The 17,037-nt window shown below is 54.7% G+C and carries 11 protein-coding genes; 6 read left to right on the plus strand and 5 right to left on the minus strand.

What is annotated here, in order from left to right:
- Window positions 1-55: 55 nt before the first annotated feature.
- Entirely contained in the window at window positions 56-1,423 is a 1,368-nt protein-coding gene (gene dcuC / locus FDW92_RS02030; RefSeq protein ID WP_042311319.1) for an anaerobic C4-dicarboxylate transporter DcuC, read from the minus strand.
- 359 nt (window positions 1,424-1,782) lie between these two features.
- Between dcuC and nanR the strand changes: the two genes are divergently transcribed.
- The 5 genes from nanR (at window position 1,783) to nanQ (ending at window position 6,647) form a co-directional block, all read left to right on the plus strand.
- Entirely contained in the window at window positions 1,783-2,574 is a 792-nt protein-coding gene (nanR, locus tag FDW92_RS02035; RefSeq protein WP_137400535.1) for a transcriptional regulator NanR, read from the plus strand.
- A gap of 134 nt (window positions 2,575-2,708) precedes the next feature.
- On the plus strand, window positions 2,709-3,602 hold the full coding sequence (nanA, locus tag FDW92_RS02040) for an N-acetylneuraminate lyase (RefSeq protein WP_042311317.1): 894 nt from the start codon (window positions 2,709-2,711) through the stop codon (window positions 3,600-3,602).
- A gap of 108 nt (window positions 3,603-3,710) precedes the next feature.
- A complete protein-coding gene (gene nanT / locus FDW92_RS02045) occupies window positions 3,711-5,201 on the plus strand; it encodes a sialic acid transporter NanT (protein WP_038634306.1) in 1,491 nt (496 codons plus the stop codon).
- Window positions 5,202-5,307: 106 nt separating this feature from the next.
- Window positions 5,308-6,177, plus strand: coding sequence for an N-acetylmannosamine kinase (gene nanK / locus FDW92_RS02050; protein WP_042311315.1), 870 nt, complete (start codon window positions 5,308-5,310; stop codon window positions 6,175-6,177).
- Window positions 6,178-6,179: 2 nt separating this feature from the next.
- Window positions 6,180-6,647 (plus strand): N-acetylneuraminate anomerase, encoded by a 468-nt coding sequence (nanQ, locus tag FDW92_RS02055; protein ID WP_042311371.1) that lies wholly within the window; start codon window positions 6,180-6,182, stop codon window positions 6,645-6,647.
- 58 nt (window positions 6,648-6,705) lie between these two features.
- Here nanQ and FDW92_RS02060 read toward each other — a convergent pair whose 3' ends face one another.
- The 4 genes from FDW92_RS02060 to gltB all read right to left on the minus strand — a co-directional run bounded on the left by FDW92_RS02060 (window position 6,706) and on the right by gltB (window position 15,365).
- Window positions 6,706-7,986: a cytosine deaminase gene (locus FDW92_RS02060; protein ID WP_042311313.1), complete on the minus strand. Its 1,281-nt coding sequence runs from the start codon at window positions 7,984-7,986 to the stop codon at window positions 6,706-6,708.
- Entirely contained in the window at window positions 7,973-9,226 is a 1,254-nt protein-coding gene (gene codB / locus FDW92_RS02065) for a cytosine permease (RefSeq protein WP_042311311.1), read from the minus strand. The genes FDW92_RS02060 and codB overlap by 14 nt, the downstream gene beginning before the upstream one ends.
- Before the next feature lie 247 nt (window positions 9,227-9,473).
- A complete protein-coding gene (locus tag FDW92_RS02070; RefSeq protein WP_042311309.1) occupies window positions 9,474-10,892 on the minus strand; it encodes a glutamate synthase small subunit in 1,419 nt (472 codons plus the stop codon).
- Window positions 10,893-10,904: 12 nt separating this feature from the next.
- Window positions 10,905-15,365 (minus strand): glutamate synthase large subunit, encoded by a 4,461-nt coding sequence (gene gltB / locus FDW92_RS02075; protein ID WP_137400536.1) that lies wholly within the window; start codon window positions 15,363-15,365, stop codon window positions 10,905-10,907.
- Between the two features lie 684 nt (window positions 15,366-16,049).
- Between gltB and FDW92_RS02080 the strand changes: the two genes are divergently transcribed.
- A complete protein-coding gene (locus tag FDW92_RS02080) occupies window positions 16,050-16,979 on the plus strand; it encodes a TIGR01212 family radical SAM protein (RefSeq protein WP_137365393.1) in 930 nt (309 codons plus the stop codon).
- The last annotated feature ends 58 nt before the right edge of the window (window positions 16,980-17,037 follow it).

Below are 17,037 nucleotides of genomic sequence, written 5' to 3' on the forward strand. Positions count from 1 at the left end.
GAGTGAAATAAGAAAACAGGCCCTTTCGGGCCTGTTCTGTTTTCTGGCTCTGCAATCAATAAAACAGCGCGATGGTGACTATCATATTCACCACAAACCCCACTGCCATCGGAATAGCGGTGCGCTTTACCACCTCAAAGGGCGACACGCCGGCAATCCCAGAAGTCACGACGATCACTGCGGTAATAGGTGATACCGCGCGAGCCAGCGTAGTGGCAAAATGCATCGGCATAATCATCACTACTGCCGGAATATGCAGCCCGGCGGCAATATCCGGGATCAGGCTGGCAAAAGACATAAACGGTGCGTTGCCTGAGCCCATGACGATCGCACAGGCGGCAATGACCACGGCCATGATGATCATTACGCCGATGCCGCCAAGGCCGGAGTGTTCCGCGCCTTTAATCACTGCGTCCACTGTCCCGATAGTCGTCAACCCTTTGGCAAAGATCTCACCGGCGACCACCAGCGTGACAACGTTGGCAAACTGCGTTCCCATGCCGTCAAAAAAAGCCTGCACATCATCCATTGTTTCGCGCAGATTATGTTTATGCAGGAATTCGACAAACATGGTCAGCGTCATGCTCATGAGCATCACCACTACCAGATTCAGTTCTGCCTGCATTAATCCCATATGTGCCAGCAACAGCGAACCCAACATCAGGATCAGCGGCATCACCGGTAAAATGGCGTAATACAGCGGGGGTACATCTTCCAGCGTCTTTTGTTCAGCGAACCCGTTGTTTTCCGGTAACGTTTTTTTATCAAATCGGCGCTGTACGAAAAAATGCGCAATGGCGACAGCGATAATGACGCATGAAGCGACGGGGAGCTGGTAATGGAAGAAGTAGGTGGCGATTTTCATGCCCGCGACCTGCGCGGCAAAAATAGAGTTGGTTTCCAGAATGCCCCATTCAATCGACATCGAGGTGGCAATGACCGCAACCGCGGATAATCGACTCACGCCAAGACTGACCAGCGTTGGGAAAAGCGTCACCATCAGTAGCATGCCTAACCCGGAAGCGCTGGTAATGAACTGCGCCATGATCTGACCAATCACATAGGTGGCGGCCAGCACGACATAGGGGGAACGGATCAGCTTAAGCGGTCGGCTTAACAGGCTAACCATCGCTCTGCTGGCCCCCATCCTGTCCATATAACGGGCATAACCACCCACCGCCATGATAGATAAACCCAGCCCTGCCGCCCGATTTGAGAGCATACGCAGAATTTCGTTGTAAATATCGACCAGTAGATAGCCGCTACTTTTATCGTCAGCGACCAGCGCGCCGTAACCCAGCCAGACGCCGCAGATCATCAGGAAGATCCCGGCTGCTGCCAGCACGACCTGGGGTTTGTAGTTTTTGAGGATCAAGTAACCCATCGTTAATAAAACGATGACAGAGATAATGATGCCGAACATTGTTTCACTCCATGCCAGGGAAGATGATAAATCCGGTAATAATGCTGTTGTCAAAACGGATGTTATATTTTTCTGGACACTTTTTATGGAGTGGATATCTTATTTTTAACGCAATGGTTAATTTATTTTATGTTATAAAATAGTGGGTTATGATAAATTCTCACATTCATATTCGGAAATTTCACGAAGCCGATATAGCCTTGTTTAATTAAAGGTAATCGGCATGTTCAAGCTAAATATAATATGAATAATAAATATATTATTCATAAGTCAGCCTGTCTGGATGACCATCATTTCACCCTGCTTTCGATCCTGTGTTAGGATAAACCCGCTGTTGTTTGTCACCACGACTTAGCTGAATAGGCCCTATGAACGCATTTGATTCGCAAGCTGAAGACTCTCCATCCACCATTGGCCGTAGCTTATGCAATCGCCCGCTGGCGCGTAAAAAACTGTCTGAGATGGTTGAAGAAGAACTGGAGCAGATGATCCGTCGTCGGGAATTTGGCGAGGGAGAACAACTGCCGTCTGAGCGGGAGCTGATGGCCTTCTTTAACGTGGGTCGTCCTTCTGTACGAGAAGCGCTGGCAGCGTTAAAACGCAAAGGCCTGGTACAAATCAACAACGGCGAGCGCGCCCGCGTTTCGCGTCCTTCGGCTGATACCATTATCAGCGAGCTGTCCGGTATGGCCAAAGATTTCCTCGCGCATCCCGGCGGCATAGCCCACTTCGAGCAGTTGCGACTGTTCTTTGAATCCAGCCTGGTACGATACGCCGCAGAACACGCTACTGACGAGCAAATCGCCAGACTGGCGAAAGCACTGGAAATCAACAGCCAGTCGCTGGATGACAATACGCTATTCATTCGCTCGGACGTTGATTTTCACCGCGTGCTGGCGGAGATCCCGGGCAATCCCATCTTTATGGCGATCCATGTTGCGCTGTTAGACTGGCTGATTGCTGCCCGCCCGACCGTTGCCGATCAAGAGTTGTATGAGCACAACAACGTGAGTTATCAGCAGCATATCGCCATTGTAGAGGCTATTCGTCAGCGCGATCCTGAGGAAGCTGACCGCGCACTGCAAGAACACCTCAACAGCGTTTCCGCGACCTGGCACGCCTTCAGCAAAAGTAAAAAATTGCGTAAGTGATCGCGATCCTGACGATCGTTTAGTGAAGCAGATCGCACTATAAGCGTTCTGTATTGTATTGCTGCTTATTTGATCTGGTATAACAGGTATAAAGGTATGCAATCAGATAACACTAATCATCGACAGAGGTAGTTATGGCAAGAGATCTAAAAGGCGTAATGCCAGCGTTGTTAACCCCATTCGATAACCAACAGCGGCTGGATGTTGAGAGTCTGCGCCGGCTGGTGCGTTTCAACATTGCCCAGGGTATTGATGGGCTCTATGTCGGTGGCTCTACGGGCGAGGCCTTTGTCCAAAATCGCGTTGAAAGAGAGCAGGTGCTGGAAATTGTTGCCGAAGAAGCGAAAGGCAAGGTGACGCTTATCGCCCATGTTGGCACAGTGAGTACCGAAGAGAGTCAGCAACTGGCGAGCGCCGCGCATCGCTACGGCTTTGATGCAGTTTCAGCCGTCACGCCGTTTTACTATCCTTTCAGCTTTGAAGAGCACTGCGATCACTACCGCGCAATCATTGATTCGGCGAATGGATTGCCGATGGTGGTCTATAACATCCCGGCGCTGAGCGGCGTAAAACTGACGCTGGATCAGATCAACACGCTGGTGACGCTACCAGGCGTTGGCGCGCTGAAGCAAACTTCCGGCGATCTCTATCAGATGGAACAGATCCGCCGTGCTCATCCCGATCTGGTGCTTTATAACGGTTATGACGAGATCTTCGCTTCTGGTTTGCTGGCGGGGGCAGATGGCGGTATCGGTAGCACTTACAACATCATGGGATGGCGTTATCAGGGAATTGTGAAAGCACTCAAAGAAGGCGACATCCGGACGGCACAAAAGCTGCAAACTGAGTGCAATAAGGTTATCGATCTGCTCATTAAGGTTGGCGTGTTCCGCGGCCTGAAAACGGTACTGCACTATATGGACGTGGTTTCTGTTCCTCTGTGTCGTAAGCCGTTTGCCCCGGTAGATGAACGCTATCTGCCAGAACTGAAAGCGCTGGCTAACCAACTGCTGGCGGAAAAGGCGTAATCGCGGGTCGCCGGGGAGCTTTGCTCGCCCGGCCTGGATTTTCGACCGTAGGCCGGATAAGGCAAAGCCGCTATCCGGCACAACAACAAAAATCGTCGGGAGAGTAAAATGAGTACTTCTACCCAGAGCATCCCGTGGTATCGCCATCTCAATCGGGCGCAATGGCGGGCATTTTCCGCCGCCTGGCTGGGATATTTACTTGATGGTTTTGATTTTGTGTTAATCGCCCTTGTGCTGACCGAAGTTCAAGGTGAATTCGGTCTGACGACGGTGCAGGCTGCCAGTTTGATCTCAGCCGCCTTTATCTCCCGCTGGTTTGGCGGGTTAATGTTGGGGGCCATGGGCGACCGTTACGGACGCCGTCTGGCGATGGTCACCAGCATCATTCTGTTCTCTGTCGGGACGCTGGCTTGCGGCTTCGCGCCAGGCTACACCACCATGTTTATCGCTCGCCTGGTTATCGGGATGGGGATGGCTGGCGAGTACGGATCCAGTGCCACCTATGTCATTGAAAGCTGGCCTAAACACCTGCGTAACAAAGCCAGTGGTTTCCTGATCTCCGGCTTCTCCGTTGGCGCAGTGGTCGCCGCCCAGGTTTACAGCCTGGTGGTCCCGGTCTGGGGATGGCGCGCGCTGTTCTTCATCGGCATTCTGCCGATTATCTTCGCCCTCTGGCTGCGTAAAAATATTCCGGAAGCGGAAGACTGGAAAGAGAAACACGAAGGCAAAGCGCCGGTGCGTACGATGGTGGACATTCTCTATCGGGGCGAACATCGGGTTATCAATATTCTGATGACTCTCGCTGCTGCAACCGCGCTGTGGTTCTGCTTTGCGGGCAATCTGCAAAATGCGGCTATCGTGGCGATACTCGGGCTGATATGCGCATTTATCTTCATTAGCTTTATGGTGCAAAGCAGCGGTAAGCGTTGGCCCACGGGCGTCATGCTGATGGTCGTCGTGCTGTTCGCCTTCCTTTACTCGTGGCCGATTCAGGCGCTGCTGCCTACATATCTGAAAACCGAACTCATGTATGACCCCTCAACGGTTGCCAGAGTGCTCTTCTTCAGCGGCTTTGGCGCGGCGGTCGGCTGTTGCGTCGGTGGGTTTCTTGGCGACTGGCTGGGCACCCGTAAAGCCTATGTCTGCAGTCTCCTGGCCTCGCAGCTACTGATTATTCCGGTATTTGCGATCGGTGGTTCAAACGTCTGGGTCCTGGGTTTGCTGCTGTTTTTCCAGCAAATGCTCGGTCAGGGGATCTCCGGGATCTTACCGAAATTAATTGGTGGCTATTTCGATACCGACCAGCGAGCTGCGGGTCTGGGCTTCACCTACAACGTTGGGGCGCTTGGCGGGGCACTGGCACCGATCATCGGCGCACTGATTGCACAACGTCTGGATCTGGGAACCGCGTTGGGATCGCTCTCCTTCGGCCTGACATTTGTGGTGATCCTGCTGATTGGTCTCGATATGCCGTCCCGCGTACAGCGCTGGCTGCGTCCTGAAGCGTTACGTACGCATGACGCCATCGATGGTCGACCGTTTAGCGGGGCCGTGCCGTTCGGCGGTGACAAAAGCACCATGGTGAAATCCAAAAGTTAATCGGGTTGCCCGGCGCTAAACCGGGCAACTAGCGAAAGGGAAGAACGATGTCGTTATTTAAGCAACGGGATAAAAAGATTATCACCGCGAAGCAGAAGGCTGCGTCATGACTACGCTGGCGATTGATATCGGTGGCACCAAACTGGCTGCAGCGCTGGTGGACAGCAACCTGCGAATCCGCGAACGGCGCGAATTGCCAACACCTGCCAGCAAAACGCCGGATGCGCTGCGCGCCGCGTTACAGGCACTGATTGCGCCGCTACAAGAGCAGGTGAAGCGGGTGGCGATCGCCTCGACGGGGATTATCCGTGAGGGTTCTCTGCTGGCGCTGAATCCGCATAACCTCGGCGGGTTGCTGCATTTTCCGCTGCTGCAAACGCTAAAAGATCTCACTGGTTTGCCGACGCTGGCGGTCAATGACGCGCAGGCCGCGGCGTGGGCTGAGTATCATGCGCTTGGCGGCGAGTACCGCGATATGGTGTTTATTACCGTTTCCACCGGCGTGGGCGGCGGAGTCGTGAGTGCAGGGAAACTGCTGACCGGAGTCGGCGGTCTGGCCGGGCATCTGGGACACACGCTGGCCGATCCGCATGGCCCCGTGTGCGGCTGCGGGCGGGTGGGCTGCGTTGAGGCGATCGCATCCGGTCGAGGGATCGCGGCGGCTGCCGAAGGCGCGCTTGCCGGATGCGACGCCAAAACTATTTTTAGCCGTGCCGGGCAGGGGGATGAGCAGGCAAGCCGGTTGATCCATCGCTCAGCGCGAACATTGGCAAGGCTTGTCGCCGATGTGAAGGCCATGACCGATTGCCAGTGCGCGGTCATTGGCGGCAGCGTTGGGTTGGCTGAAGGATACCTGGCGCTGGTGGAACATTATCTGGCACAAGAGCCTGCGGCCTATCACGTGGAGTTACTGGCGGCGCATTACCGTCATGACGCTGGATTATTGGGGGCCGCGCTGTTGGCCCGGGGAGAATAATGATGATCACAGATGAATTGCGTTCACTGCCTTCATCCGGATTACATCCGGTATTACAGGAAGCGCTAACGCTGGCCGTTGCGGCAAGACCGCAGGAGAAACCACCAGGACGCTATGAGCTGCAGGGCGACAATATTTTTATGAACGTCATGCAGTTCGCCACGCAGAGCCCGGAGCAAAAGAAAGCGGAGCTGCATCAGCAGTACATTGACATTCAGGTGCTGTTGTCCGGTGAAGAACGCATTCTGTTCGGGATGACCGATTCTGCTCGCCAGTGCGAAGAAATGCATGCTGAGGACGATTATCAGCTGTGCAATCACATTACCGATGAGCAGGCGCTCACTTTAAAGCCGGGAAGATTCGCAATTTTTATGCCGGGTGAGCCGCATAAACCGGGTTGTGCGGTGGAGGAGCCAGGGGAAATCAAAAAAGTCGTGATTAAGGTGCGCGCCAGCTTATTACACGCCTGACGATGAGAGAGACGGTGTCGGATGACAAGGTTTGCGCCATCCGACACGGGATATAAATTTAGCGCTTAAACGTCACTGCTTCCGGCTGCGTCAAATGCAGCGTGGTTTGGCTGGGGAGCGTCTCGGCAATGACTCGCCCGTGACGAATAGAATATCGTGCAGGCGTCTGGCGACGAACCGCGTCAAATCCATTTTCAGCCGGTAAAATCACCAGATTCGCAGAGTTCCCCACGCTCAGGCCATAGTCCTGCAGGTGCAAAGTTTTCGCGCTGTGGGTAGTGATCAGATTCAGTCCATCATTTATCTGCCCGTATCCCATTAGTTGGCACACGTGTAAACCCATATGCAGCACTTGTAACATATTTGCCGTACCTAATGGATACCACGGATCGAAGACGTCATCATGACCGAAGCAGACGTTGATCTCCGCTTCCAGCATCTCTTTGACGCGCGTGACGCCGCGGCGTTTAGGATAAGTGTCAAAGCGTCCTTGCAGGTGAATATTGACCAGCGGATTCGCCACGAAGTTAATACCGGACATTTTTAACAGGCGGAAAAGACGGGAAGCATATGCGCCGTTATAGGAGTGCATTGCCGTGGTATGACTGGCGGTCACGCGCTCGCCCATATTGTAGCGATGCGCCAGCGCCGCGACGGTTTCAACAAAGCGTGATTGCTCATCGTCAATTTCGTCGCAGTGCACATCGATAAGTCGGTCGTATTTTTGCGCCAGGGCGAAGATTTTGTGCAGCGACTCCACGCCATATTCACGCGTAAATTCAAAGTGGGGAATCGCGCCGATGACATCGGCCCCCAAACGCACGGCCTCTTCTAACAGCGCTTCACCGTTGGGATAAGACAGAATACCTTCTTGCGGGAATGCGACAATTTGCAGCTCTACCCACGGCGCGGCCTCTTGCTTCACTTCCAGCATGGCTTTCAAAGCCGTTAGCGTAGGATCGGAAACGTCAACGTGGGTACGGACATACTGGATACCGTTAGCCATCTGCCATTTCAGGGTCTGCATCGCGCGCGCTTTGACGTCTTCGTGAGTCAGCATTGCCTTACGCTCGGCCCAGCGTTCAATACCCTCAAACAACGTACCAGACTGGTTCCAGCTCGGCTCACCCGCGGTTTGCGTGGTATCCAGATGAATATGTGGCTCAACGAACGGTGGGATTGCCAGACCGCCCTCGGCATCAAGTACTTCACCTTGCGGCAATGCAGCTGCGTCCTGAGGCTCAATCCGGCTGAAGCGCCCGTTTTCAATCGTGAGCTGCCACAATCCTTCGCGTCCCTGTAAACGCGCCTGACGGATGATGATGTTATTGTTCTGCATGGCTGACCTCTGGTGATTTAGCAAGGCTGCGATTGAAAAGTGGATTCAGCAGGATATAGCTGAATACGCCGCCGAGTACGGCGTTGACTGGCACAATACCGGGAATATAGTGACCGGCGGCGATGCCCAGTGCAACGGACAAAATAGCTATCCAGTTGACGGTCATAAATCGTGCTTTGCTGAAATCGGCATATCGGCGATGGTTCAGCAGATAGTCGGCGATAATCACCCCGCCAATCGGCGGAATCGCTGCCGACAGAAATGTTAGCCAGCCAACAAAGTTATTGTAAAGCCACAGCGCGCAGAGTGTGCCAATAATGCCGTTAGCCACCGACAGCGTGCGGCTGGAAAGGCCGGTAATATTGGCAAATCCCAGACCCGATGCGTACAGCGCATTGTCGTTAGTGGTCCAGATATTCAAGCCGAGTACCACAATTGCGGGCAGCAGCAGACCCTGGGCTATCATCACGTCAGAAATATCCGCTTGTCCGACTGCAGCGGCACCCGCCGCACCGAAGATAAACATCAGCGAGTTGCCAAGGAAAAAAGCGACCATGGCAATCAGCACCGCGCCTTTGGCATTGCGGCCAAAGCGAACGAAGTCGGCGGTTAACGTCCCGGCGCTGACAAACGAGCCTACCACCAGCGCCAGAGCGGTGGAGAAATTAAGCGGCGTTTGCGGCACAATCGCTTTTAAATGGTCTAAACCGCCGACATCGCTTACCGCCAGCCAGACGGAGTAGCTGCCAAGAATGACGATGGCGGGTACGGCGATGATAGATAAAATGGTCAGTGCCGAGATGCCAAAAAAGATGGTCATCGTCATCAGCAGACCGGAAACCGCAATCAGGATATTGACGTCAATTCCCGTCGCTTTGCCAACCGGAATGGCAAACATGGCCACACCCACGCCAAACCAACCCACCTGGGTACCGCCTAATAGCAGTGAAGGAAGCCAGGAGCCTTTCACCCCAAATGAATAACGCGCCAGAAGGTGGGTCGAGAGCCCTGTTTTTGCGCCGATGAAACCGAGAAATGCAGTGTAAATACCGAGGAGAAGATTACCGAAGAGAACTGCCAGGAAGAAATCATTATAAGAAAGACCAGTACCGAGTGTGCCACCGGTCCACATACTGGCGGAAAAAAATGTGAGCCCCAACATAACAAAAGTTAGTGGTATCACGCCTTTCCGAGCCGCCAGAGGGACGGGGCCCTGGCTATAATTGTTGTCCTGCGACACAACGCCTCCATGAATTTTGCCCAAAAAATCCGCCGCATAATATACAGTTCTTAAAATAAAGCAAACGTTTCCGTATGATTTTTACATGGCTATTATTCATGGTGCTGATGTGTTTCGGATGTTAAGGTTTTTTGCCCTGTTTACAAAACGTGTTGTCAGACTGGCTTAATTGGCAGATTTGGCGGTATTGCGGCAGGAGTTTGGCATCTCATCTACCAGGGCAGATGAGATGCCTGAAGAGGCTGAATTACACTTCCAGATAATTCAGAATCCCGTCAGCCGCTTTACGACCTTCGGCAATCGCGGTGACCACCAGATCCGAACCGCGCACGATGTCGCCACCGGCGAAGATTTTCGGGTTGCTGGTCTGGAAGGCGATGTCACTGCGTTCCGGAGCGATAATCCGGCCCTGAGAATCCAGTTCGACGCTGTGTTTTGCCAACCATTCCATACTGTGCGGACGGAAACCAAACGCCAGTACCACCGCATCCGCCGGTACAACGTGCTCGGAACCGGCGACGATCTCCGCGCGGCGACGACCTTTCGCATCCGGTTCGCCCATTTCGGTACGCGCCATTTTCACGCCGCATACTTTACCGTTGGCATTCACTTCCACACCTAACGGCTGTACGTTGAACTGGAATTCCACGCCTTCTTCACGCGCGTTTTTCACCTCGCGTTTGGAGCCCGGCATGTTCTCTTCGTCGCGGCGATAGGCGCAGATTACGTGCGCTGCGTTCTGGCGAACCGAGGTGCGCACACAGTCCATCGCGGTATCGCCCCCACCGAGAACGACGACGCGTTTGCCTTCCATGCTGATGTACGGCTCGTCGCTGCTTTCGCCAAAGCCCATCAACTGTTTGGTATTGGCGATTAGGAACGGCAGGGCGTCGAATACGCCGGAAGCGTCTTCGTTTTCCAGCCCACCGCGCATGGATTGGTAAGTACCCACGCCGAGGAACACCGCGTCGTAATCCTTCAGCAGGTCGTCGAGCTGTACGTCGCGACCCACTTCGGTATTGAGTTTGAACTCAATACCCATGCCGGTGAAGATTTCACGGCGGCGGGTCATGACCTCTTTCTCCAGCTTGAAAGCCGGGATGCCGAAGGTCAGCAGACCACCGATCTCCGGATGACGATCAAACACCACCGCCTTCACGCCGTTGCGGGTTAGCACATCAGCGCAGGCCAGGCCCGCCGGACCCGCACCGATAATCGCCACGCGTTTGTCCGTCTGGCGTACACCGGTCATATCCGGACGCCAGCCCATTTCGAACGCTTTATCGTTGATATAGCGCTCGATGTTACCGATGGTCACCGCGCCGAACTCGTCGTTCAGGGTACAGGATCCTTCACACAGACGATCCTGCGGGCAGACGCGCCCGCAAACTTCCGGCAGGGTGTTAGTCTGGTGTGACAGCTCGGCCGCTTCAAAAATACGCCCCTCGTTGGCCAGCTTCAGCCAGTTCGGGATGTAGTTATGCACCGGGCACTTCCACTCGCAGTACGGGTTGCCGCAGGACAGGCAGCGATCTGCCTGCGCTTTGGCCTGACCTTCGGAAAACGGCTCGTAGATCTCGATAAATTCGATCTTACGGATCTTCAGCGGTTTCTTCGGCGGATCAACGCGCTGCAGGTCGATAAATTGGTATACGTTCTGACTCATTGCTGCTACCCCTTACTGCGCCTGCACACGCAGCTCTGCTGCGCTACGACTACGGTGACCCAACAGTGCTTTCACATCACTGGATTTTGGTTTTACCAGCGCGAATTTCGCTGAGAATGCTGGCCAGTTAGCGAGGATCTCTTCGCCGTGTGAAGAGCCGGTATGCTGCACGTGCTCGGTAATCAGACCGCGCAGGTGTTCCTCATGAATGGCCAGAGAATCAACGTCCAGCACTTCCACCAGTTCCGGGTTCACGCGCTTGCGGAACTCGCCGTCTTCATCCAGTACGTAGGCGAATCCGCCCGTCATACCCGCCCCGAAGTTGACGCCCGTTTTACCGAGAATACAGACGATGCCGCCGGTCATATACTCGCAGCCGTTGTCGCCGATACCTTCCACCACGGTGATAGCGCCGGAGTTACGCACCGCAAAGCGCTCGCCCGCACGGCCTGCTGCAAACAGACGACCGCCGGTGGCGCCGTACAGGCAGGTGTTACCGATGATGCTCGCCTCATGGCTACGGAAAGCCGAGCCAACCGGAGGACGCACTGCCAGCAGGCCGCCCGCCATGCCTTTACCGACATAGTCGTTGGCATCGCCGGTCAGATACAGCTCCACGCCGCCCGCGTTCCACACGCCAAAGCTCTGGCCCGCAGTACCGTTGAAGTGCGCTTTAATCGGGTCAGATGCCAGCCCCTGATCGCCGTGGGTCTGGGCAATATAGCCAGACAGCGACGCACCCACGGAACGGTCGGTGTTGCGGATATCGAACCAGAAGGTTTTGCTCTGGCGCTCGTCGACATACGGTTTTGCTTGTTGCAGGAGCTGTGCGTTCAGTACGCCGTTATCAAACGGCGGGTTGTTCTCGGTGCAGAACAACGCCTTACCAGGATGCGGCTCGGCGGTTTCCAGCAGACGCGACAGCTCCAGCTTCTGCTGTTTGGCGGTAAACCCTTCCAGCTCTTTGAGCAGGTCGGTACGACCAATCAGATCCACCAGACGTTTCACGCCCAGCTCGGCCATCAGCTCGCGCACTTCGCGGGCGATAAATTCAAAGTAGTTGGTCACTTTGAACGGCAGACCGTGATAGTGGTTCTTACGCAGTTTGTCGTCCTGAGTTGCCACGCCGGTTGCGCAGTTGTTCAGATGGCAAATACGCAGATATTTACAGCCCAGCGCGACCATCGGCCCGGTACCGAAACCGAAGCTTTCCGCGCCGAGAATCGCCGCTTTAATGATGTCCACGCCGGTTTTCAGACCGCCATCGACCTGCAGACGAATCTTGTGACGCAGGCCGTTAGCCACCAGCGCTTGCTGGGTTTCCACCAGACCCAGTTCCCACGGGCAGCCCGCATATTTCACCGAGGAGAGCGGGCTTGCGCCGGTGCCGCCGTCGTAGCCAGCGATGGTGATGAGGTCTGCATAGGCTTTTGCCACGCCGGTGGCGATGGTGCCGACGCCTGGTTCAGAAACCAGCTTCACCGAGATCATCGCTTTCGGGTTGACCTGTTTGAGGTCAAAAATCAGCTGCGCTAAGTCCTCGATAGAGTAGATATCGTGGTGCGGCGGCGGGGAGATCAGCGTCACGCCCGGCACTGAATAGCGCAGTTTAGCGATGTACGGGGTAACTTTATCACCCGGCAACTGACCGCCTTCGCCCGGTTTCGCGCCCTGAGCGACTTTAATCTGAATGACGTCGGCGTTGACCAGGTACGCCGGGGTTACGCCAAAGCGACCGGAAGCCACCTGCTTAATACGCGATACCTTGTTGGTGCCATAACGCGCAGGATCTTCGCCGCCTTCGCCAGAGTTAGAGTTACCACCGATGCTGTTCATCGCTTCCGCCAACGCCTCGTGTGCTTCCGGGCTTAATGCGCCGATAGACATGGCTGCGGTATCAAAGCGTTTAAATAATTCGCTCGCGGGTTCTACCTCGTCAATGCTCACGGCTTCATCGCCGGGCGTAATCGCCAGCAGATCGCGCAGCGTGGCCGCCGGACGCTCATTGACCAGCTTGGCATATTCCTGATAGTCGCTGTATTCGCCGCTTTGTACTGCCTGTTGCAGTGTGCGCACCACGTCCGGGTTGTAAGCGTGGTATTCGCCGCCGTGGACGTACTTCAGCAAACCGCCCTGGCTAATAGGTTTCCGCGCCAGCCAGGCATGTTTCGAGAGGTTTAGCAGATCCTGCTGGAAGTCGACAAACCCTGCGCCGCTGATGCGGCTGACTACGCCCTGGAAGCACAGCGCCACGACATCATCATGCAGACCAACGGCTTCAAACAGCTTCGAGCAGCGGTAAGAGGCGATGGTTGAGATGCCCATTTTGGACATGATTTTGTACAGACCTTTGTTGATGCCGTTACGGTAGTTCAGCATCACGGTCCGGTAATCTTTGGCAATCGCCTGAGTGTCGATCAGACGCCCCAGCGTTTCATACGCCAGATACGGATAAATGGCCGTCGCGCCAAAGCCGAGCAGTACCGCGAAGTGGTGCGGGTCACGGGCGCTCGCCGTTTCAACGATGATGTTGGCGTCGCAACGCAGGCTTTGTTCTACCAGACGCGTTTGCACTGCGCCCACGGCCATTGGTGCCGGAACCGGCAGACGGTTTTTTGCGATATTACGGTCAGAAAGCACCAGCAGTACCGTGCCGTTACGTACCATCTGTTCCGCTTTATCGCACAAGGCTTTGACGGTCTCTTCGAGCGTGGTTTCGGTCACGTCGAAGGTGATATCCAGACGGTCAGCGCGATAATGCTCCTCTTTCATGGTGGTGAGCTGGGTGAAATCGGAGTACAGCAGGATCGGCGATTTAAAGCTCAGACGGTGTGCCTGACCTTCCGCTTCGCAGAAGACATTCATCTCGCGACCGATGCTGGTGGCCAGCGACATAACGTGCGCTTCACGCAGCGGGTCGATAGGCGGGTTAGTCACCTGCGCGAACTGCTGGCGGAAGTAGTCATAAATGATGCGCGGCTGGCTGGACAGCACGGCAAACGGGGTATCGTCACCCATTGAGCCAACCGCTTCCTGACCATTTTCACCGAGTACGCGAATGACGGAATCCAGCTCTTCGGCGCTGTAGTTAAACTGTTTCTGGTAGCTGGCGAGGGTATCATCGTCCAGCTCGCGGCTGCCGACCTGATCGTCAGCCAGCTCTTCGAACGGCACCAGACGACGAACGTTTTTCTCCATCCACTCTTTGTAGGGGTGGCGGCTTTTCAGGTCATTGTCGGTTTCCGCTGAGTGCAGAATGCGCCCGCTGCGGGTGTCGATAACCATCAGCTCGCCAGGGCCGACGCGGCCTTTTTCCACCACTTCATCCGGCTGGTAATCCCAGATCCCGACCTCAGAGGCGCAGGTAATCAGCTTGTCTTTGGTGATGACGTAGCGCGCCGGGCGCAGGCCGTTACGATCGAGGTTACAGGCGGCAAAGCGACCGTCGGACATGACGATGCCCGCCGGGCCGTCCCACGGTTCCATGTGCATAGAGTTGAAGTCAAAGAACGCGCGCAGCTCCGGATCCATATCCGGGTTGTTCTGCCAGGCTGGCGGCACCAGTAAACGCATGGCGCGGATGATGTCCATCCCGCCCGCCAGCAGCAGCTCAAGCATGTTATCCATGGAGCTGGAGTCGGATCCGGTTTCGTTCACGAACGGCGCGGCGTCGTGCAGGTCAGGGATCAGCGGCGTCTGGAATTTATAGGTACGGGCGCGCGCCCACTGGCGGTTGCCGGTGATGGTGTTGATCTCGCCGTTGTGCGCCAGATAGCGGAACGGCTGCGCCAGCGGCCAGCGCGGCACGGTGTTGGTGGAAAAGCGTTGGTGGAACAGGCAGATGGCCGACTCCAGACGCAGGTCCGCGAGGTCCAGGTAAAAGCGCGGCAGATCCGCCGGCATACACAGACCTTTATAAATATTCACCAGATTCGACAGGCTACAGACGTAGAAGTCTTTATCTTGCAGAAGGCGTTTTTCAATACGACGACGGGCGATAAACAGACGTCGTTCCATATCACGCGGACGCCAACCCGCAGGGGCGTTAACGAAAATTTGCTCAATACGAGGCAGGGAGGATAGAGCGATTTCACCGAGAACACCTTCGTTGGTCGGCACGTCGCGCCAGCCGACAATTGACAGGGTCTCCTGCTGTAATTCTTCTTCAACTATGCGGCGAGAGGCTGCTGCCAGTTCAGCGTCTTTATTTAAAAAGATCATGCCGACGGCGTAGTTTTTGGCTAAACGCCAGCCGCGCTCTTGCGCCACGATGCGGAAAAAGCGATCCGGTTTTTGTAACAGCAGGCCGCAACCATCGCCGGTTTTTCCATCGGCAAGAATTGCGCCACGGTGCTGCATGCGGGCCAGTGCGTGTATGGCGGTACGCACTACCTTGTGGCTAGGTTCGCCTTCTATGTGGGCGATCAGGCCGAAACCACAGTTATCCCTCTCAAGGGATTTATCGTACAACATATGAGTGAACCTCCCCAGGCTCTGCGGGATTCCCATCTGAACCGTTGCGCACGGGCACACCAAGAGCATGGCGACGGGGTTTGCGTGTCATACGCTTACCTCGCATTCGCCCTCTTTATCCTTTTCGCACAGGTCAAACAAGTTTGAGGACTTGCTTCAGAGGGAATCTCAATTACTGCATAAATATGATGAGCAGGCTGCTCATCCAGAAAGCTTCCAGCGGATTTCCACGTTATCGGGAATCCACACACAGGTCAAATGGCAATCTTATTTATGCAAAAATGTGCTATAGGGCGATTAACTTTATGAAATTGCTGAAATAAAAGGATTTTTTACATCGGTTTAACGTAGGGGGAACGGTCAGGGAAGTGTGATCTGTCTCACTGTCAGAACGGCTGTATATCTCTCGTCCTGCCTTTGTTTATCGAGATGCCTGGCATTTTATGCTGGTTTTTAAAGTTTTGGCGTCTTAAAGATACTGTTTTTATGCAAAGAGTATAAGAAGATAAAAAAAACAGTCGAATATAAGGAAAAGTAATTACATTTTTAGTGAATGAAATTTCGATTATTTTGATTTGTTATGCAATGAATAAAGGCTCGCCAGGGCGATTGATCCAGGTCATCGCCGACTGGGGAAAAAAATGGCAGGCTTTGGCCTCTTTTCAAGGCGCGGTCTACCAGATTATGCAGTTACAGAAATTAGTCAATATGTTTGGTGGGGATCTTTCTCGCCGTTATGGACAAAAGGTTCATAAACTCACGCTGCACGGCGGTTTTAGCTGTCCAAATCGCGATGGCACCATCGGGCGCGGCGGATGTACTTTCTGTAATGTCGCCTCGTTTGCCGATGAAGCGCAGCAGCACCATTCCATTGCCGAGCAGCTTGAGCATCAGGCGCACCTGGTCAATCGCGCAAAACGCTATCTGGCCTATTTCCAGGCTTACACCAGCACCTTTGCTGAAGTACAGGTGCTGCGTTCGATGTATCAACAGGCGGTCAGCCAGGCCAGTATCGTTGGGTTATGCGTTGGGACGCGCCCCGACTGTGTGCCGGAAGCGGTGCTTGATCTGCTTTGTGAGTATAAAGACCTGGGCTATGAAGTGTGGCTGGAGCTCGGCCTGCAAACCGCGCATGACAAAACCCTACACCGAATTAACCGCGGCCATGATTTCGCCTGCTACCAAAACACCACACGGCTGGCGCGCACGCGCGGGCTGAAAGTGTGCTCGCATCTGATCGTCGGTCTGCCGGGAGAAGGGCAGGCAGAATGTCTGCAAACCCTGGAACGTGTGGTGGAGACGGGCGTTGACGGTATTAAGCTGCATCCGCTGCATATTGTGAAAGGCAGTACGATGGCGAAAGCCTGGGAAGCCGGGCGGCTGAACGGGATTGAACTGGACGACTACACGATTACCGCAGGGGAGATGATCCGCCATACGCCGCCGGAGGTGATTTATCATCGTATTTCCGCCAGCGCGCGTCGCCCAACGCTGTTGGCGCCGCTATGGTGTGAAAATCGCTGGACGGGGATGGTCGAACTGGATAAGTACCTTAACGAGCACGGCGTGCAAGGCTCGGCGCTGGGTACGCCGTGGATTCAGCCGGGGAGCTAACCATCCGTAGTCATGTAGGCCTGAAAGCTGCGCGCCATCAGGCGGCCCGGCGCACATT

Source organism: Citrobacter sp. wls706 (assembly GCF_005281305.1).
In the GTDB taxonomy this organism is placed as follows: Bacteria; Pseudomonadota; Gammaproteobacteria; order Enterobacterales; family Enterobacteriaceae; genus Citrobacter; species Citrobacter werkmanii.